Here is a 17,377-nt window from a genome sequence, read left to right as displayed (position 1 = left end):
TTCTGGAAGGCTGCAACCATCGTCTGGCTCCCTTCCCCCCTTTTCAGCCCACCGCCTCAACCTGAATTTCAATGTCTACTCCCTCTTCTTCCTCGCTGCCAATCGGCCTCGACGATAAGGCACTCAACGAGTTAACAGCTAATCTCACCAACCAGCAATTGCTGTGGCTGAGCGGCTACTTATACGGCCGCGCTGCCGAAACTGCTCAGCAGTCGGTGGCCGCTAACTCGCCGGCCGCTGCTGTAGCAGCACCAGCCGCGGCGCAACCGACACCAGCGGCAGCTGCTCCTTCACGCCTTACCATTTTGTATGGCTCGCAGACTGGCAACAGCAAAAAAGTGGCCTTGCAAACGGCCGAGGCAGCGCGCCAACGCGGGCTAGAGCCCACCGTGCGCGACATGAACGATTACCCCACGCGCGCCTTGGCTTCGGAGCAACAATTGCTTGTGATTACCAGCACGCAAGGGGAAGGAGAACCGCCCATTGCCGCCGAAGATTTGCACCAATTCCTGTTGGGCCCGCGTGCGCCCAAGCTCCCGGCGCTTCGCTATTCAGTGCTGGCCCTCGGCGATAAAAGCTACCTGCAATTCTGCCAAACGGGTATTGAATTCGATGAGCGGTTAGCGGCCTTGGGTGCACAGCGCCTCGCCGACCGGGTGGAGTGCGACGTGGAATTTCAGGAGTCGGCGGCGCAGTGGGCCGACCGGGTGCTGGACGTGCTAGCGCAGGAAGTAGCTACGGCCGCACCTGAAGTTGGCCCAAGCACGGGAGCGGCTTTGGCACAAGCGGCGGCGGTATCCTTGAACGGCGGTAGCCAGGCAGATTTATCCGTATTCCGGGTGACCAGCAGTCCGGTGCCAGCGCTCAAGCCCGCGGTGCAGCACGAAGACGTACAGTTCGATGCGCCGTTGCTAGAGAAGATTCAACTCAATGGCCGCGGTTCCGCGAAGGAAACCTACCATCTAGAGTTTTCCCTGGAAGGCTCCGGCCTCCAGTATGAGCCCGGTGACGCGCTAATGGTGCAGCCCACGAACCGCCCCGAACTGGTGGCGGACGTCGTGAAGGCGGCTCGCCTCGATGCCACTGCGCCGGTGCAACTGAAAGGTGTGGAACTGAATTTGACCACTGCCCTAACCGAACACCTGGAACTGTCGGTGCTGACGCGTGATGTGCTGGAGCGCTACGCTGCCCTGGCGCCGCAGTACTCGGAGTTGCGCGAGGCGTTGCTCGGGACTACGCAGCTGCAAGCCTTCCTTTACGGCCGCGACATTGTGGATTTGCTTACCCAATTCCCCATCGATTTGTCGGCGCAGCATTTGGCGGCGGTGCTACGGCCGCTGCCGGCCCGGGCTTATTCCATTGCCAGCAGCCCATTGGCTCACCCCGATGAAGTGCACCTGACAGTAGGAGCGGTGCGCTACGAAGCCCACGGCCGCCAGAAGCACGGCGCTTGCTCGGTGTATCAAGCCGACCACCTGGCTATTGGCGACACGGCCCGCGTGTGGGTGGACCGCAACGAATACTTCAAGCTGCCGCAGAACCCGGCTACCGACATTATCATGGTAGGACCGGGAACGGGTGTGGCGCCGTTCCGCTCATTTGTAGCGGAGCGGGCCGAGTCGGGCGCGCCGGGGCGCAACTGGTTGTTCTTCGGCAACCCGGAATTCACCACCGATTTCCTGTACCAAACCGAGTGGCAGCAACACCTCAAGCAAGGCTCGCTGGCTCGCCTCGACTTGGCGTTTTCCCGTGACCAAGCCGAGAAAATTTACGTGCAGCACCGCCTGTTGGAGCAAGCACCGCAAGTGTTTAAGTGGCTGGAAGACGGCGCCTACTTCTACGTCTGCGGCGACAAAACCCGGATGGCTGCTGATGTACGCAAAGCACTCCTCACCATCATCGAGCAGCAAAGCGGCCAAGATGCCGACTACGCCGCCGACTACTTGAAGCAGTTGAAAAAGTCGCGACGCTACTTAGAGGACGTGTATTAATAGACTGTCATTCCGAAGCAGAAGAAAGGAATCTGGATAAGGCCACTCGACCTCTATGCTCAGATTCCTCTCGCCGCTTAATGCGCAGAATGTCGGAATGACAGATAAAAACCCCTTCCAATCCACCATACAAACCAAATGAAAGCACACTACGCTTCTTTATTGCTTGTTCCGGCCGTGGCGTTGGCCGCTGTGCCTGCGCGGGCGCAGGATGCGCTGATAGCCATCAGCGGCACAGTGTACGAGAAAAGTACAAAGCAGCCGCTGCCAGGTGTAAGTGTGAGTGTGAAGGGCGCCTCAGTGGGCACGCAGAGCGATATGAACGGCAAATTCGAGCTGAAGTCGCGGCTGCGGTTTCCGTTTACGCTGGTGTTCAACACTGTAGGGTACGAAGCCCGGGAGCTGGAAGTAGCCAGCGGCAGCCAACCGATTGCGGTGCAGCTCGAATCGAGGGCCATTGCCGTGAACGAGGTGGTGGTGTCGGCGTCGCGGGTGGAGGAAAGCCGGCTGAAGTCGCCGGTGGCTATTGAGAAGCTGGACATCCGGGCCATCAAGGAAACGCCAGCGCCGAGCTTCTACGATGCGCTGGAAAACGTGAAGGGCGTGCAAATGACCACGTCAAGCATCACGTTCAAGGTGCCGAACACACGCGGCTTTAACATCCCGAACAACTTCCGTTTCATGCAGCTCGTGGATGGCGTGGACATGCAGGCGGCCACGCTCGGTGTGCCGCTCGGCAACGCTATCGGGCCAACGGAGCTGGATATTGCCAGCGTGGAAATTACGCCCGGCGCGGCGTCGGCGCTGTACGGCATGAACGCCATCAACGGCATGGCCAACCTGACCACCAAAAGCCCCTTCACGTATCAGGGGCTGAGCGTGTACCAGAAGGTGGGCGTCAACCACGTGGATGGCAAAGACCGAGACCCGAGCGTGCTGACGGAAACGGCCGTGCGCTATGCGCAGGCCTTCAACAACAAGTTTGCCTTCAAGGTGAACTTCAGCTACTTGCGCGGCACCGACTGGCTGGCCGACACCCAAACCGACCAGAACCCGCAGAACCTGAACTCGGCCAACCCGCGCTTCTCGGAGCTGTCGGGCGCCAACAACCCGGCCGCCGACCTCTGGAACCGCTACGGCGACGACCGGAGCGGCAACGTGCCGGTGGCTATACAGTACGGTGGCCGCACCGAGACTTTCAACGTGCGCCGCACCGGCTACTACGAGAAGGACTTGATTTCGCCCACCGTCCGCAACCTCAAGTTCGATGGTGGTTTGTTCTACAAGCTCACCGAGAAGTTGGAACTCTCCTACGGCTACCGCTATGGCCTGATGGACGGCATTTTCCAGCGCGGCAACAAGATTCAGCTCAAGGACGTGACCGTGCAAAACCACAAGCTGGAACTGCGCGGCGCCGATTACTACGTGCGCAGCTACGTTCTGGTGGAAAACACCGGCGACTCCTACAACTTGAACCCGCTGGCCCTCAACCTCGACCTCAACAACGGCTCGAACACGGTGTGGGGCAACAAGTTCCGGACTGAGTTGCAGAACCAAGTGAACCGCGGCACCGACCTGGCCACGGCCATGCAGCAAGCCCGCGCCGTAGCCGATGCCGGCCGCGCTGAGCCGGGCACCGAGGCATTCAATCAACTGAAAAACACCATCACCGGCATCAACAATTGGGACAGTGGCGTGAACGTGCCGGGCGCTCCGGCCACGGGCGGGGCGGCCCTCTGGCAGCGCAGCCGCACCTACCACAACGAGGCGCAGTGGAACGTAGGCCGGCGCATCAAGTTTGCCGATGTGGTGCTCGGGGCCGACGCTCGGGTGTACGAGGTGATACCCGATGGCAACAACTTCGTGGACTTCTCGAAGCCCCTCGCCGACCGCACCACACCGGGCGGCAACAACGTGTACTACAAGAAATTCGGGGCTTTGCGCAAGGCACCAAGCTGCTACTGCAAGACCGCCTGAAGCTGAACGCCTCGCTCCGCCTCGACTACAACCCCGAATTCAATCCTAAGCTAAACCCTCGGATTGCTGCCGTGTACACGGCGGCCAAAAACCACAACTTCCGAGCGTCTTTCCAGAACGGCTGGCGTTTCCCGGCGCTGTTTGAAGCCCTGTCGTTCGTGAACAACGGCAACGTGCGCCGCGTGGGCGGCCTGGCCCGCGTAAACGAAGGCCTCGGCTTCCTCGACAATTCCTACACGCTCACGTCCCTCGACAACTTCACGGCCGCCGTCAGCCGCGACGTAGCCGCCGACAATGGCGGGGGTACCACTGCCCAAAAGCAGCAGCGGGCCGCCCTCAACAACCGCGACGTATTGCAAGTAGCCAACCTGCCGACCATGGAGCCAGAGCGCATCAACGCGTTTGAAGTAGGCTACCGCAGTGTGCTCTTCGACAACCGTTTGGCCCTCGACCTGGATGCGTACTACAACGTGTACTCGGGCTTCTTGGGGCAGGTGGAAGTGGCCGTGCCGAAGTCGGGGGCGGTGGGCACGGATGCGTCGGTGCTGGACATGCTGACCCGCGGGCAGCAAGACCGGTACCGGGTGTATGCCAACGCCCGCAACCAATACCGCAGCTACGGCTCGGCGCTGGGCGTCACCTACAACTTCTACCAGAAATACACGCTGGCCGGCAACGTCAACTACAACAACATTGCCACCAACAGCACGCAGGACGTGTTTATCACCGGCTTCAACACGCCCAAGTGGACCACCAACCTGAGCTTTGGCAACAGGGAAGTGGTGCGCAACGTGGGCTTCAACGTGGTGTGGCGCTACCAGGACTCGTTCCTGTGGGAAAGCCAACTTGCCAACGGCCGGATTCTAGCCTACCAGACCGTGGACGCACAAGTGAACGTGCGTATACCTGTCTTAAAATCAACCATCAAGCTAGGCGGCACCAACCTGCTCAACAACCGCTACATCCAGTATGCCGCCGGCCCAACTATCGGCGGGCTCTACTACGTGGCCGTGACGTTCGACAACACCATCCTTCGCTAACACTCACCATGATCTTTCGCCTGTTTTTACTCTCTTGCTTACTCGTGGCGGCGCTGCCAGTGCGGGCGCAGAAGCAGTATGTGCGGGAACAACAGACGTGGCTAGGGGTTTTCAATCAAACCCGCTTTTCGCAGCGGTGGGGCACTTGGACGGACTTGCACCTGCGCCTGCACGACCGGTATGTGCAGGATCTGTTTCAGGGCGTGGCGCGGGTCGGCCTCACGTATTATCTCACTGATGACGTGCGACTGACGGGGGCTATGCCTATGTGCATCACTTCCCGGATGGGGCGCGCACGGTGGGCCAGCCCGAGCACCGGCCGTGGCAGCAGGTGCAGTGGTTTACGCGCTTCCCGAAGGCCCGCCTGATGCAATGGGTGCGGCTAGAAGAACGGTTTCGCAACACCATCCGCGACAACGAACGCACCGACGACTACGATTTCAACTACCGGGCCCGCTACAACGCGGCCCTGTTCCTGCCGCTCACCAAACGTGGGTTCGACCCGGGTGGGCTGCAATTTCTACTCAACAACGAGGTGATGATGAATTTCGGCAAGGAGATTCGCTACAACTACTTCGACCAAAACCGCCTGTTTGCTGGCCTTGTGTATCAGGCCAACAAGCACGGGCAACTACACGCCGGCTATATGCATCTGTTTCAGCAGCTTCCAGCAGGCAGCACCTACCGCAACCAGCACACCATTCGGGTGTTTTACTTTCACAATTTCGACTTGCGGCCCACCCCGCCGCCCGCTCCAATTCCCGCTCCTCAATAAGCTCATGGCCGATACCATCATAAAATTATCCGAAGTCGAACACGTCAAGACGGCCAGCAACTACCTGCGCGGCACGCTGGCCGATAGTCTCGTCAATCGGATTACGGGCGCCCTCAACCCCGACGATACCCACCTCATCAAGTTCCACGGCTCGTACCAGCAAACCGACCGAGACCTGGACAGCGAACGGAAACGCCAGAAGCTGGAGCCCCTGTACTCGCTCATGATTCGGGTGCGCGTGCCGGGCGGCATTGCCACGCCCGACCAGTGGCAGCGCATGGACGAACTGTCGACGAAGTTCGCCAACAACACCCTCAAGATAACCACCCGCCAGACGTTTCAGCTGCACGGGGTGCTCAAGCGCAATCTCCAGAAAACGATTCTCGGCTTCAATCAGGTGTTTATGGACAGCATTGCGGGCTGCGGCGACGTGAACCGCAACGTGATGTGCAACCCCAACCCGCACCAGTCCGAGGTGCACGCGCAGGTGTATGAAGTGTCGCGCCAGATCAGCGCCCACCTCACGCCGCGCACGTCGGCGTATTGGGAATTGTGGCTCGATGGCGAGCAGCAGCACATCAGTGCGCCCAACGAAGGCGAGGAAGATGCCGAGCCGATCTACGGCAAAACCTACCTACCGCGCAAGTTCAAGATTGCGCTGGCCATTCCGCCCCACAACGACACCGACATCTTTGCCAACGACTTAGGTTTAATTGCCATTGAGGAAAAGGGCCAGCTACTCGGCTTCAACGTGGCCGTTGGCGGCGGCATGGGCATGACGTTCGGCATGCTCGATACCTACCCTCGCCTCGCCGACATCATCGGGTTTGTGCCGGCCGACAAGGTAGTGGACCTCTGCGAAAAGGTGGTGACTATTCAGCGCGATTGGGGCAACCGCGAAAACCGCAAGTATTCGCGCCTCAAGTACACCCTCGACCGGGTTGGTTTGGATGTGTTCCGGCAAGAACTCAACCACCGCTTGGGCTACGAGCTAGAACTCGGCCGCGCCTACAAGTTTGAAAGCACCGGCGACGCCTTCGGCTGGACCACCGGCCCCGATGGCGCGCATCACCTCACGCTGCTGGTGGAAGGCGGCCGCGTAGCCGACCGCCCCGGCAATACTCTAAAAACCGCGTTGCGCGAAATTGCCGCCTTCCACACCGGCGACTTCCGCCTGACTGGCAACCAAAACGTGATTATTGCCAACGTAGCGCCCGAGCACCGCCTCACTATTCAGGCCCTGCTCACCGAACACGGCGTGGAAGTAGCCGGCAACGACTTGTCGGGGCTCCGGCGGGGGGCATTGGCGTGCGTGGCGCTGAATACCTGCTCGCTGGCATTTGCCGAAGCCGAGCGTTATCTTCCGCAGTTGCTCACCCGATTGGAGGAAAGCATGAAAGCGTATAATTTAACGCAAGATGATATCTTGCTGCGGATGACGGGCTGCCCCAACGGTTGCGCCCGCCCTTATCTGGCCGAAATAGGGTTGGTGGGCCGCTCCGTCGGGCGTTATAATTTGTATTTGGGAGCGGCTTTCAACGGCGAGCGGCTCAACAAACTGTATAAAGAAATGCTGGATGAAGATGGTATAGTGCGGGAGCTGACGCCGATTTTTGCTGACTACGCTGAAAACCGGGAGCCGCTTGAGCGGTTTGGAGATTTCACCGTCCGTCGGGGGTACGTGCACGCTTCCACGCACGGCCTGAACTTCCACGAGTAGCATGTGCCTATAGAAAAGGCGTCGGGCTGCGTTTGCCGAAGCCTGACGCTCTTTTTATATAGTTGCTTTCCCCTTGGCCGCTACTGCTGCCAATGTCCGCGCTACCAGAACTGACCTTCCAACCTACCATCCATGTCTCTTTCCAATAACCCTGTGTCACAGCCACGCTCCGAGCCCCCGCTAACAGGAGCGAACCGACTGTTTCCCATCTTCTTAAAGTTGGAACAGCTGCACGTGCTGCTCGTAGGCGGAGGAAATGTAGGATTGGAAAAGCTGTCCGCTATTCTAGCGAATAGCCCCGCGGCAGCGGTAACCGTAGTAGCTACTTACTTTCTGCCCGCACTACAGGAACTGGCTGCGCGCCACCCGGCCGTGCAGCTTCGCGAAGGGCCTTATCAAATCACCGACCTAGTAGGCCACGACTTGGTGATTGTAGCCACCGACGATAAGGCCCTGAACCTTACCATCAAGGCCGATGCCACCCGGCAGCGCCTGCTTTGCAACGTAGCCGACACGCCCGACGCCTGCGACTTTTATCTGGGCTCCATTGTGCAGAAAGGCGACCTAAAAATTGCCATTAGCACTAACGGCAAGTCGCCGACCATTGCCAAACGGCTGCGCGAGATGCTCACCACCACCCTCCCCGACGAGCTCAACGACGTACTACAACGGATGTCCTCGATTCGGGAGAAGGTAGGCGGCGACTTTGCGCACAAAGTACGCTCCCTCAACGCCGTGACGGCCGAGCTAACCGGCGGCCCGGCCTACGAGTCGCCGGCGGCGGCCATGTGGCGCCGCCGAGCTACCATGTCGCTGCTGGCGTTCATGGCCATTATCATTATCAACATCATCTCCTATTACGTCACGTGGCAGCAGGCCTGGGAGGTAGCAAGCAACGCCGATACGTTCTACATTTTCGTGGCTATTGGCTTTGGGGCGCAGATAGTTGATGGGCTGTTAGGCATGGGCTACGGCGTAGTGACGGCCATTAGCTTGATGAGTTTGAATATTTCGCCGGCGGCGGTTAGCGCCAGCATCCATACCGCCGAGATGTTTGCAAGCGGTGCATCCGGTTATCATCACTATCGTTTCGGCAACGTCAACAAGAAGCTGTTCAAGGTGTTGCTGATTCCGGGCGTTTTGGGCGCCGTTACGGGGCCTACCTGCTGGCAACATTCGGCGAGGAGTACGCGAAGTATGTGAAGCCGTTTTTGGCGGTGTACTTGCTGCTGCTAGGTGTCCGCATCATTTCCAAAGCCTTTTCCAAGCCAAGTGCGCGCAAAAAGCACAAGAAACTAGGCGTACTGGCCGCAGCCGGCGGCTTCCTCGATTCGTTTGGCGGTGGGGGCTGGGGCCCCCTCGTAACCAGCACGCTCATTGCCGGGGCCGCACGCCGCAGTACGTTATTGGGTCGGTGAGCGTCACCGAGTTCTTCGTCACGTTTGCCAGCGCCGTTACGTTCTTCGCCACGCTAGGCATTTCGCACTGGCAGATTATTTTGGGCTTGATAGTAGGCGGCGTTGCTGCTTCGCCCATAGCTGCCCGCCTCGCCGGCCGCATTCCGGTGCGGTGGATGTTTGTGGGTGTCGGATTGATGGTGATTATCTGGAGTTTATGGGCATTGCGCAAGGTGTTCTTTTAGTGCAGACCTTGGCCACTTTTGTATAAACACAAACGCCCCGACCAGTACTGGTCGGGGCGTTTGTGTTTTCGATGATGTACGTTCTATACTTCTTGTGCAGGCAACTCACTTTGTTGCCGCAGCTTGCTGTGCTTCTTGCCGTAGCCATAGTAGATAGCTAGGCCAATAGCCAGCCACACGGCCAGTCGCAACCACGTTTCCCACGGCAACGACACCATCATTACCAAGCAAGTCAGGATGCCGAGAATAGGTACCACGGGCACCCACGGCGTGCGGAAACCACGCGGCGCGTTCGGCTCTTTCTTGCGCATAATGAGGATACCCAAGCACACCATCACGAAGGCCAGCAGCGTACCAATACTGGTCATTTCGCCTACTACTGAAATCGGCACGAAGCCCGCAAACAGGGCAATGAATAAGCCGAGCAGCAGGTTGGATTGCAGCGGCGTACGGAACGTGGGGTGAATCTTACCAAACACTGGCGGCAGCAACCCATCCTTGGCCATCGAGAAAAACACCCGGCTCTGTCCCAACAAATCCACCAGAATAACCGAGGTGTAGCCGATGATAATTGCCAGAATAACGGCCGCCGAAAGCCAGGCATACGGCGTTTTTTCGATGGCAATAGCCACCGGCGCGGCGCTGTTTTTGAACTCAGTGTAGTTAGCCAAACCAGTCATTACGTGTCCGAATAGCACGAACAGCACGGTGCAAATCAACAGGGAGCCGATGATGCCGATGGGCATGTTGCGTTGCGGGTTCTTGGTTTCCTGCGCCATCGTGGCTACAATGTCGAAGCCGATAAACACGAAGAAGATAACGCCCGCCCCGCGCAGAATGCCGCTAAGCCCAAACTCCCCAAACGTCCCGGTATTCTCGGGATATAGGGTTGGTAGTTGGCTGGGTCGATGTACTGCCAGCCTAGGGCAATAAACACCAGCACCACCGCTACTTTCAGCGTGACGACCAAAGCATTGAACCACGCCGACCCCGACGTCCCGCGAATGATAATGGCCGTAATAGCCAGCACAATCAGCATAGCCGGCACGTTCACGAAACCATGCACCGACGTGCCATCGGCCAGCGTGGCCGTTTCGAAGGGCGACATGACTATTTGCGCCGGAATGTGCAGGTTGTACTTAGCCAGAAACTTCACCAAGTACTGCGACCAGCTGATGGCTACCGTAGCCGCCCCAACCGAGTATTCGAGCACCAAGTCCCACCCAATTATCCAGGCAAACAGCTCGCCCATGGTGGCATAGGCATAGGTGTAAGCCGACCCCGACACGGGTACCATAGAGGCAAACTCGGCGTAGCAGAGGGCCGAAAACGCGCAGCCAACAGCCGCCACCACAAACGAGAGCGTTACGGCCGGGCCGGTGTTGTTGGCGGCAGCAATTCCGGTGAGCGAGAACAGGCCCGCTCCAATAATCACCCCGATACCAATGGTAATCAGGTTGAAGCCGTTCAGACTTCGTTTAAGCGTGTGGGAACCAGTTTCGGCAGCTTCAAGCCGCAGTAGTTCCAATGATTTTTTAAGCATAAAAAGTTGTGTAGGCACGCGCTAAAGCACGCTCACCCGTTGAGTAAACCTGGTTGTGGATACACCAAGTGGCTGGTAGTGCGAACGTAATGCCCGCGTTATACGCAGCCCGTTAGGCTTAGACCAGATAAGGAAAAAGTAATTGGAAGCAGGACTGATTAGGTGCCTATGGGCGCAGGACGCAGCACCATACGACGGGAAACCCTAGAAATCAACTTTTGTGTATCGCTCAGCAACAACAACCCACGCCACAACAAACCCACCCGCGGCCCGCAGGCGCAGCGAATGAAGTAGCAAGTAGGAAAAGCGGGGTGTTCAGTGAATGAGGCACGGCAACTTGTTTTTATATAGCCAGAGAGTGAATCCGCTGGCCTTCGGTTGGCACCGTTCCGCGGGTAGCGGGGGTTGCCGGCGCGTCTTAGAGCCTGTCTCTCAGCGCCTCTGTATAAAAACAATCCTTCGTCGGTAAAGAATTGGTGCCGCAAAGGTAAGTCCACCCTTCGCGCATTCACAAGTGCCGCGTAGAAGTTGGAAATAGACTCTCGCTACGTGCCGCTGAAAAGCACTTTGCTTCACTGTCTTTATCATCCGCTCCATTAAGTGAAGCATCTGACATGCTGTCGTCGCCAAACTATATCAGTCATGCTGAGCGCAGCCGAAGCATCTCGCTCGAATCGTTGCATGCATTAGGGGTTACCACACAAGCGAGATGCTTCGGCTGCGCTCAGCGTGACAGACGGATTATACAATAGGAATAATTTATACTCCATTGACTGCTCACCTCTACCCCGCGGCGCCGGCCTGTTCGTTTTGGCCGGGCTTGTTGGCGCGCATAAAAAATACCAGCGGTATAGACAGCAAGCAGGCAAATCCTAGCAGGTAAAAGGAATCAACGTAGGATAAGATGTTGGCCTGCAGCTGCACGGCGCCGTAAATGGTGGCTTGAGCGCGCTCCGTTGCTTCTGCCAAACTACCCCCAACGGCGGCTTGCGTGGAAGCTAGGTTTTGCACGCCAGCTTCGTAGTTGGGATTAGAAAAGTTGAGGCTGTCGATGATGCGGCTTTGGTGGAACTGCGCGCGCCGCGCAATCAGGGTGGTGATGGCCGCAATACCGAAACTGCCACCCAACGACTGCGCCAAGTTGATGAGCGTGGCCGCTTGGTTGGTTTTATTTTTGGCAATTCCTACATAAGCCGCCACGCTGATGGGCACGAATAGAAACGCTAAGCCCACGCTTTGAAACACACGGGCCTTGGCTACACTGACAAAGTCGATATCAGAGCTGAGGACGTGGGCATAGTTAAACAATGCGAAGGTGCTGATAATCAAGCCTAGCAAAATCATCCAACGCGCTTGCATCTTGCCCGACAGCACCCCAACCACGGGCATCAACAGCAACACCGCCGCCCCGCCTGGCGAAATAGCCAAACCGCTTTTCACGGCCGTGTAGCCTAATAGGTTCTGCAGAAACAATGGCAGCTGGGTAGAGCTACTAAACAGCACCGCTCCTACCGCAAACATCACTAGCACCGCCGCCGCGAAATTGCGGTGCTGGAGTAGTTTCAGGTCGATGACGGGGTCTTTGGAACGTAGCTCCCATATCACCCCGGCCACTAAGGCTACAGCAGCCACCACCGACAGTGTCATAATAGCGCCCGAACTAAACCACTCTTCCCGTTCGCCGCGGCTCAGTACATATTGCAGGGCGCTGAGCCCTACTGCCAGCAAACTCAACCCGATATAGTCGACATGGAGCCCACCTGCCCATTTCGCGGCCTTCTCCTTCACCATAGCCGGCGGATCTTTCACCAGTATTGACACCAAAAAAGCCGTTACGATGGCTACCGGCACGTTCACGAAAAACACCCAGTTCCAGCTGGCATTATCGACGAGGTAGCCGCCTAGCGTGGGCCCCACGGTGGGTGCTACCACCGTAGCCACGCCATAAGCCGCAAACGCCAGCCCGCGTTGCGCCGGCGGAAAGGTATCGGTCAGGATGGCCTGCGCCATCGGGGAAAGCATGCCGCCGCTCAGTCCCTGTACTACCCGCATAAACACCAGAAACCCAATGGTTGGCGACAAGCCGCACAGCAGTGAGGTAGCCCCGTAGGCCAGCAGGCAAATCGAAAACAGGCGCTTACGCCCCACTACCGTAGCCAGAAACCCGGCCACCGGCAGCACTACCGCCTTTGATACCAATTGCGCCGTTACTACCCACGTCACCTCGTCTTCGGCGGCACTCAGGTTGCCGCCTATCTGCGACAGTGCCACCGACACGCTGGTGTCGTCCAGCACTTCCATGAAGGTTGCCATAGCCACCGTCACTGCAATTATCCATTTGAGGTTGCCCCCTTGGGTTGCGGCGTCATTGCCCGCTGGTTTTTTCAAGGCTTTGGTCTGGCTCATGGACTAGGATTTCGAACGGCCACTACTGCGGCGTGGTGTGCAAATGCGTGCGCAGCCGCGTCACGGCTTCCTTGTAGTGCGTGGTGAAATCAGCTAGAATTTCCTCGCGGGTAACACTCTCGATTTCGCGTCCTTCAGCCCAGGTGCTGAGTAATTCGATGGTCTTTGTGCGGGCCGGCTTTTTGTCGTCTTTCTTCCCATCCTGTCCCTCATCCTCACCTTCGGCCTCGTCGCCTGACTCTTCTTTATCGTCCTCGTCTTCCTTTGCTTCCTCTTTGTGGCCGGCGGCGTCATCGGCTTTGTCGGCTAGCTCGTTTTCCTCGAACCAGCAGTGAATGTAGGGCGTGACGGTTTCGATGCGCGCTCCGGCTACTACGGCGTACTGAAATTCCACGGGGCCCTCTGGTCGGTGCACAATCAGGTAGATTCGGCTGTGGTCGAGGCCGGTTTCGCAGGTGCGGCCGTGTTGGCGCAAAGCTTCGGCGGCTGCTTCCAAAGCAGGCCGCGCCACTTCACTGTAGAAAGCACCCTGCCGCGTGAGGTTGTGGCTGAACGCCTGATTTTCGCGGTCTACAGTAGCAAAGAAGTTATTCAGATCAGCTTGCCAGCGGCCCGACGGATTGGGTTGGGTTTCCATTGATAATGTATTCTACTTGAATTGTTTTGCTGCTATGCTTTACACAGCAGCCGATTACCAAAGTCTATATCCTGCTGATGTTGCTATAGTGACCGTCATGCTGAGCGCATCCGAAGCATCTCGCGTGCCGAGGTTGCCATGCTAACCCAACGAGTCGAGCGAGATGCTTCGACTCCGCTCAGCATGACGGGCTGATGGTGTTGGTACGGCAGCATACCTCTTCATCGAGCGGCTGCAGCACGTGGCCGGGTAGAAGCATTGTCGGGAGCAGCAGGTTTCTCAGTTGGCTCAACGCTGATATCTACTTCGGGCACCACCGACATACCGGGGGCCAGTAAGTGCAGGTTGGGCTGGCCATCGAACACGATTTTGACGGGGATGCGCTGCACCACTTTTACATAGTTGCCGGTGGCATTTTCGGCGGGCAGCAAGCTGAAGCGGGCGCCGGTGCCGCGCTGAAAGCTCTCTACCTTGCCCCGAAACTTCTCGCTCGGATAGGCATCTACCTCCAATTCAACCGGCTGACCCGCCCGCATCTTTTCGAGTTGAGTTTCCTTGAAATTGGCCGTTACCCACAACTGACCGTAGGTGAGAGCCATGAGTTGCTGCCCTATTGCTACAGTTTGACCCTCGTCTACGGCTTTGCGCGTGACCCGTCCGGTTTCAGCGGCGTAGATTTTAGTGTACGAAAGCTGCAGCTTAGCTTCTTCGGCGGCGGCCTGGGCCTCTCCTATCTGCGCTTCCGCTACGCCAATTTGTTCGGTGGCTTGGCGGTAATCGTTGTCGGCTTGGGCCACGGCGGCTCGGGCTTGGGCCACTTGGGCGCGCACAGTTTGGGTGCGCTTGCGGGCCGCATCGGCCTGAGCGGCCGTGGTACGGGCTGCGGTCTGGGCTTGGTCGTAGCGCTGGCGCGATACTGCATCGGTCTTGTAGAGTTCGGCGTAACGTTGCTCGTCACGGGCGTCGCGGGCGGCTTGGGCTTTCGCTGCTCGCTCCTCCGCCTGCGCCTGTTCCAACGACGCCCCGGCGGCCGCCAACTGGGCCCGCTGCTGATCAATCACACTGCGGCGCGCCGTAGCAGCTCGGGCAGAAGCATCTCGCTGCGCCTGCGCACTCACTACGGCGGCTTGGGCTTGGTTGAGCCTCGCTTGGTAGTCGCGCGGGTCTAACTCCAGCAGCAACGTACCGGCTTGCACTAACTGGTTGTCGCGTACATATACTTTACTTACCGTACCAGCCGTGCGGGGGCTCACGCGTACTGCGTCGCCCTCAATAAACGCGTTGTCGGTGGACTCGTGGGCGCGGGCATGCAGGTAGTATCGTATTCCGAAAAACAGTACCGCCAGCACCAAAATGATGGCTCCTATCACAAACCACGGCCGCTTATAAACGGGCGTTTTGGTGGTTTCGTCGGGTGCGTCTTGGGGCTGTTGCTCTACCTTACGCCGACCGCGGGCACTAAGGTCTGGAGCGTCTGAAGGATCAGCCACTTGCCGCCTAGCAGGGTCGCGGGGGCAGTGCGGGCGGCGGGTTGCGTTGTATTTTCAGCCATCTGGCGAGAAGTAGTGAGGTCGTGGCTTGGAAAGTGAGTTAGGATTTAAGCATTCTAGCTGCGCGGTTGAAATATTGAATTCACTGAATCGCTAAAACACTAAGTCACTGGATCATAAACGGAAAGCTTGGGCCGTGCCGGTAGCAGCTGCAAAATTGAGACGCGCCGCGCTGTACTGCGCCAACGCTTGCACACGTAGCGCACGAGCGTTGGCTAAGCCAGCCTGTGCTTCCAGTACTTCCGTATTGTCGGCCACACCGGCCCGGAAACGCTGGGTGGCTAGCTCTAGCTCGCGCGTAGCCAGACGAAACTGCTCTTCACTAGCTCGCACTTGCTCGGCTCCTAAGCGCCAACCGACCAAAGCCGTACGCACATCTTGTTCCACTTGGCCGCGCGTATTGCCAAGCTGCCATTCAGCTTGGCGCTGCTGGCTCAGGGCGGCATTTATTCGGCCACGGGTGTAGCCCCCATCGAACACGGGTACGCTGAGTTGCACGCCGTAGGTGCGCGTGGCACGGTCGTTCTTGAAAGGCGTATTAGCTGATTGGCCATAATCGCCGACGGCATTGACAACGGGGTAACGGGCCGCGGCGCGGGCGCGGCGGTCGAGAGCGCGCTGCTCGATGGTCTGCTCGGCAATGCGCGTATCAAGCCGCGACGCTAGCGCCTGCTGCAAAGCCACTTCCACAGGCGGCACCGCTTCGGCGCGGACGCCCAACGTATCGACGAGCCGGGTAGCGCTGCCTTGAGGCAGGCCAACGGCACGCTCCAAATCGAGGCGAGTTTGCTCGGCATTGGCTTCGGCCTGCACCACCCGTAGCCGTTCCTGTGCAGCCCGCGACTCGGCGCGCACTACATCAATACCGTTGGCTACACCGGCGTTTCGTTGTTTAACAGCCAGTTCACGTAGGGCTTCCGCCAGCGTGAAGTCGGCGCGAGCAGCCTGCACTTCCAGGTTGCTGCGCTGGGCTGTGAGATAAGCTAATGCTACGAATGTAGCCACTTGTTCGCGGGCCAATTGGGCCGTTAGGTCGGCTACCTGCACGGCGGCCTTGGTACTTTTGTATTCGCGCAGCGCGGCAAGGTTGAGGATAGTTTGCGAGAAGTTGAGCCGAGCATCGAACGTATTGAAAGGACCTACGAAAGATGGAATGGGTGCTCCGCCGCCCATGCCACCACCCATCATTTCCTCGCTCCCCCGCCACCCAAGCCCTGGGCTGCCAGGTTGAGTGTGCGGTTTTGCTGATACGCTGTACCCGTAACGTTAGGCAACAAAAAGGACCGCACCTGCTGTCGCAATGCCCGCGCCTCTTCGGCCCGCTCAGTGGCCAACAAAGTGGCTAAGTTGTTGTCTAGTCCAATAGCCATAGCCTCGGGCAAACTCAGGCGCTCTGGAGCTACGTCCAATACGCGAGCCGCTCCGGTTTGCACTCCTTGGCTACTCGAATTGCGCATGGCTCCTCCAACAGGAGCACGCGGCGTAGTAGCGCCCCGAGGTTCGCCGGGAGTTCCAGCACCTCCCGCGCCAGAAGTTGGTTGCCCTCCTTGGCTACCCGTGCCAGCCTGACCCGGTGCGCCTCCCTGGCTCATGGAAGCTGGTGCACTTGCTGGATTTATGGGAGCGGGCGACGCACTCTGTTGCTCATTGGCTTGCTGCATTTGCTGGCGCCGACGCTGCAATTCCTGTTGCTGCTGTTGTCCGGCCGGCGGGCCACCTATGCCCTGCTGTCCGCTGCTTTGCTGCTGAGCGCCTCCCGCTGGCTGTGACCCGCCTTGGCTGCTTTGCGCCTCGGCATCTGCTGCCGCCGCTAGCAGTAGCACCAGTCCAATCGGAATAGCCTCACGCGTTGAGTTGACCAGCGTACGTATTTTTTCTACAATCACATCGAATAAGCTATTGCTTGACAACTCGCTACTTGCAACTACCTCCCCGTATCTCAGACCAACTTGTTACGCCTATACTACTTGAATACAGGCAATTAACTTTTAAGGTTTGGCCCGGTTTATTGTCCACTTCTAGCATCTACAAATCGGGGCCGTTACCCCTTCCTGTTTCCTTCTCCCGACTACCGTTGTTACAATCGGACGGGATCA

Annotated in this window: 12 protein-coding genes, 2 pseudogenes and 1 riboswitch; of the genes and pseudogenes, 7 read left to right on the top strand and 7 right to left on the bottom strand. The window is 58.3% G+C overall.

Annotated features, from left to right (window positions below):
* Positions 1-71: 71 nt before the first annotated feature.
* From MUN86_RS08715 to MUN86_RS08670, 7 genes and pseudogenes are all read left to right on the top strand, one after another.
* Positions 72-1,991 (top strand): assimilatory sulfite reductase (NADPH) flavoprotein subunit, encoded by a 1,920-nt coding sequence (locus MUN86_RS08715; RefSeq protein ID WP_245124230.1) that lies wholly within the window; start codon positions 72-74, stop codon positions 1,989-1,991.
* 138 nt (positions 1,992-2,129) lie between these two features.
* Positions 2,130-3,968: a carboxypeptidase-like regulatory domain-containing protein gene (locus MUN86_RS08710; RefSeq protein WP_245124227.1), complete on the top strand. Its 1,839-nt coding sequence runs from the start codon at positions 2,130-2,132 to the stop codon at positions 3,966-3,968.
* Positions 3,920-5,008, top strand: coding sequence for a TonB-dependent receptor domain-containing protein (locus MUN86_RS08705; protein ID WP_245125673.1), 1,089 nt, complete (start codon positions 3,920-3,922; stop codon positions 5,006-5,008). Before MUN86_RS08710 ends, MUN86_RS08705 begins: the two co-directional genes overlap by 49 nt.
* A gap of 8 nt (positions 5,009-5,016) precedes the next feature.
* Positions 5,017-5,783: pseudogene (locus MUN86_RS08695) on the top strand (DUF2490 domain-containing protein).
* 4 nt (positions 5,784-5,787) lie between these two features.
* On the top strand, positions 5,788-7,503 hold the full coding sequence (locus MUN86_RS08690) for an NADPH-dependent assimilatory sulfite reductase hemoprotein subunit (protein ID WP_245124218.1): 1,716 nt from the start codon (positions 5,788-5,790) through the stop codon (positions 7,501-7,503).
* Positions 7,504-7,635: 132 nt separating this feature from the next.
* A pseudogene (locus MUN86_RS31685) lies at positions 7,636-8,921 on the top strand (TSUP family transporter).
* Positions 8,918-9,145, top strand: coding sequence for a hypothetical protein (locus MUN86_RS08670; RefSeq protein ID WP_245124213.1), 228 nt, complete (start codon positions 8,918-8,920; stop codon positions 9,143-9,145). The pseudogene MUN86_RS31685 and the gene MUN86_RS08670 overlap by 4 nt, the downstream one beginning before the upstream one ends.
* An 83-nt stretch (positions 9,146-9,228) precedes the next feature.
* On the opposite strand, the gene MUN86_RS31680 is transcribed toward MUN86_RS08670, so the two are convergent.
* The 7 genes from MUN86_RS31680 to MUN86_RS08640 form a co-directional block, all read right to left on the bottom strand.
* Positions 9,229-9,981: an APC family permease gene (locus MUN86_RS31680; protein WP_311182069.1), complete on the bottom strand. Its 753-nt coding sequence runs from the start codon at positions 9,979-9,981 to the stop codon at positions 9,229-9,231.
* Positions 9,930-10,688, bottom strand: coding sequence for an amino acid permease (locus MUN86_RS31675; RefSeq protein WP_311181810.1), 759 nt, complete (start codon positions 10,686-10,688; stop codon positions 9,930-9,932). Before MUN86_RS31675 ends, MUN86_RS31680 begins: the two co-directional genes overlap by 52 nt.
* A gap of 340 nt (positions 10,689-11,028) precedes the next feature.
* Positions 11,029-11,140, bottom strand: a riboswitch (SAM riboswitch).
* Between the two features lie 331 nt (positions 11,141-11,471).
* Positions 11,472-13,094: a DHA2 family efflux MFS transporter permease subunit gene (locus tag MUN86_RS08660; protein WP_245124210.1), complete on the bottom strand. Its 1,623-nt coding sequence runs from the start codon at positions 13,092-13,094 to the stop codon at positions 11,472-11,474.
* A gap of 22 nt (positions 13,095-13,116) precedes the next feature.
* Positions 13,117-13,731 (bottom strand): hypothetical protein, encoded by a 615-nt coding sequence (locus tag MUN86_RS08655; RefSeq protein ID WP_245124207.1) that lies wholly within the window; start codon positions 13,729-13,731, stop codon positions 13,117-13,119.
* Between the two features lie 221 nt (positions 13,732-13,952).
* A complete protein-coding gene (locus MUN86_RS08650) occupies positions 13,953-15,221 on the bottom strand; it encodes an HlyD family secretion protein (RefSeq protein ID WP_245124205.1) in 1,269 nt (422 codons plus the stop codon).
* Positions 15,222-15,395: 174 nt separating this feature from the next.
* The gene (locus MUN86_RS08645; protein WP_245124202.1) at positions 15,396-16,469 is read right to left on the bottom strand and encodes a TolC family protein; all 1,074 of its coding nucleotides are present in this window, start codon (positions 16,467-16,469) and stop codon (positions 15,396-15,398) included.
* Positions 16,466-17,167, bottom strand: coding sequence for a hypothetical protein (locus MUN86_RS08640; RefSeq protein WP_245124199.1), 702 nt, complete (start codon positions 17,165-17,167; stop codon positions 16,466-16,468). Before MUN86_RS08640 ends, MUN86_RS08645 begins: the two co-directional genes overlap by 4 nt.
* Between the last annotated feature and the right edge of the window lie 210 nt (positions 17,168-17,377).

This window comes from Hymenobacter volaticus (assembly GCF_022921055.1).
Taxonomy (GTDB): Bacteria; Bacteroidota; Bacteroidia; order Cytophagales; family Hymenobacteraceae; genus Hymenobacter; species Hymenobacter volaticus.
This window is presented reverse-complemented; position numbering and strand designations above follow the sequence as displayed.

Coding starts and splice junctions, on each gene's coding strand:
- MUN86_RS08710 (WP_245124227.1), top strand. CDS start 2,130: ATGAAAGCACACTACGCTTCTTTATTGCTTGTTCCGGCCGTGGCGTTG.
- MUN86_RS08715 (WP_245124230.1), top strand. CDS start 72: ATGTCTACTCCCTCTTCTTCCTCGCTGCCAATCGGCCTCGACGATAAG.
- MUN86_RS08690 (WP_245124218.1), top strand. CDS start 5,788: ATGGCCGATACCATCATAAAATTATCCGAAGTCGAACACGTCAAGACG.
- MUN86_RS08655 (WP_245124207.1), bottom strand. CDS start 13,731: ATGGAAACCCAACCCAATCCGTCGGGCCGCTGGCAAGCTGATCTGAAT.
- MUN86_RS31675 (WP_311181810.1), bottom strand. CDS start 10,688: ATGCTTAAAAAATCATTGGAACTACTGCGGCTTGAAGCTGCCGAAACT.
- MUN86_RS08660 (WP_245124210.1), bottom strand. CDS start 13,094: ATGAGCCAGACCAAAGCCTTGAAAAAACCAGCGGGCAATGACGCCGCA.
- MUN86_RS08645 (WP_245124202.1), bottom strand. CDS start 16,469: ATGATGGGTGGTGGCATGGGCGGCGGAGCACCCATTCCATCTTTCGTA.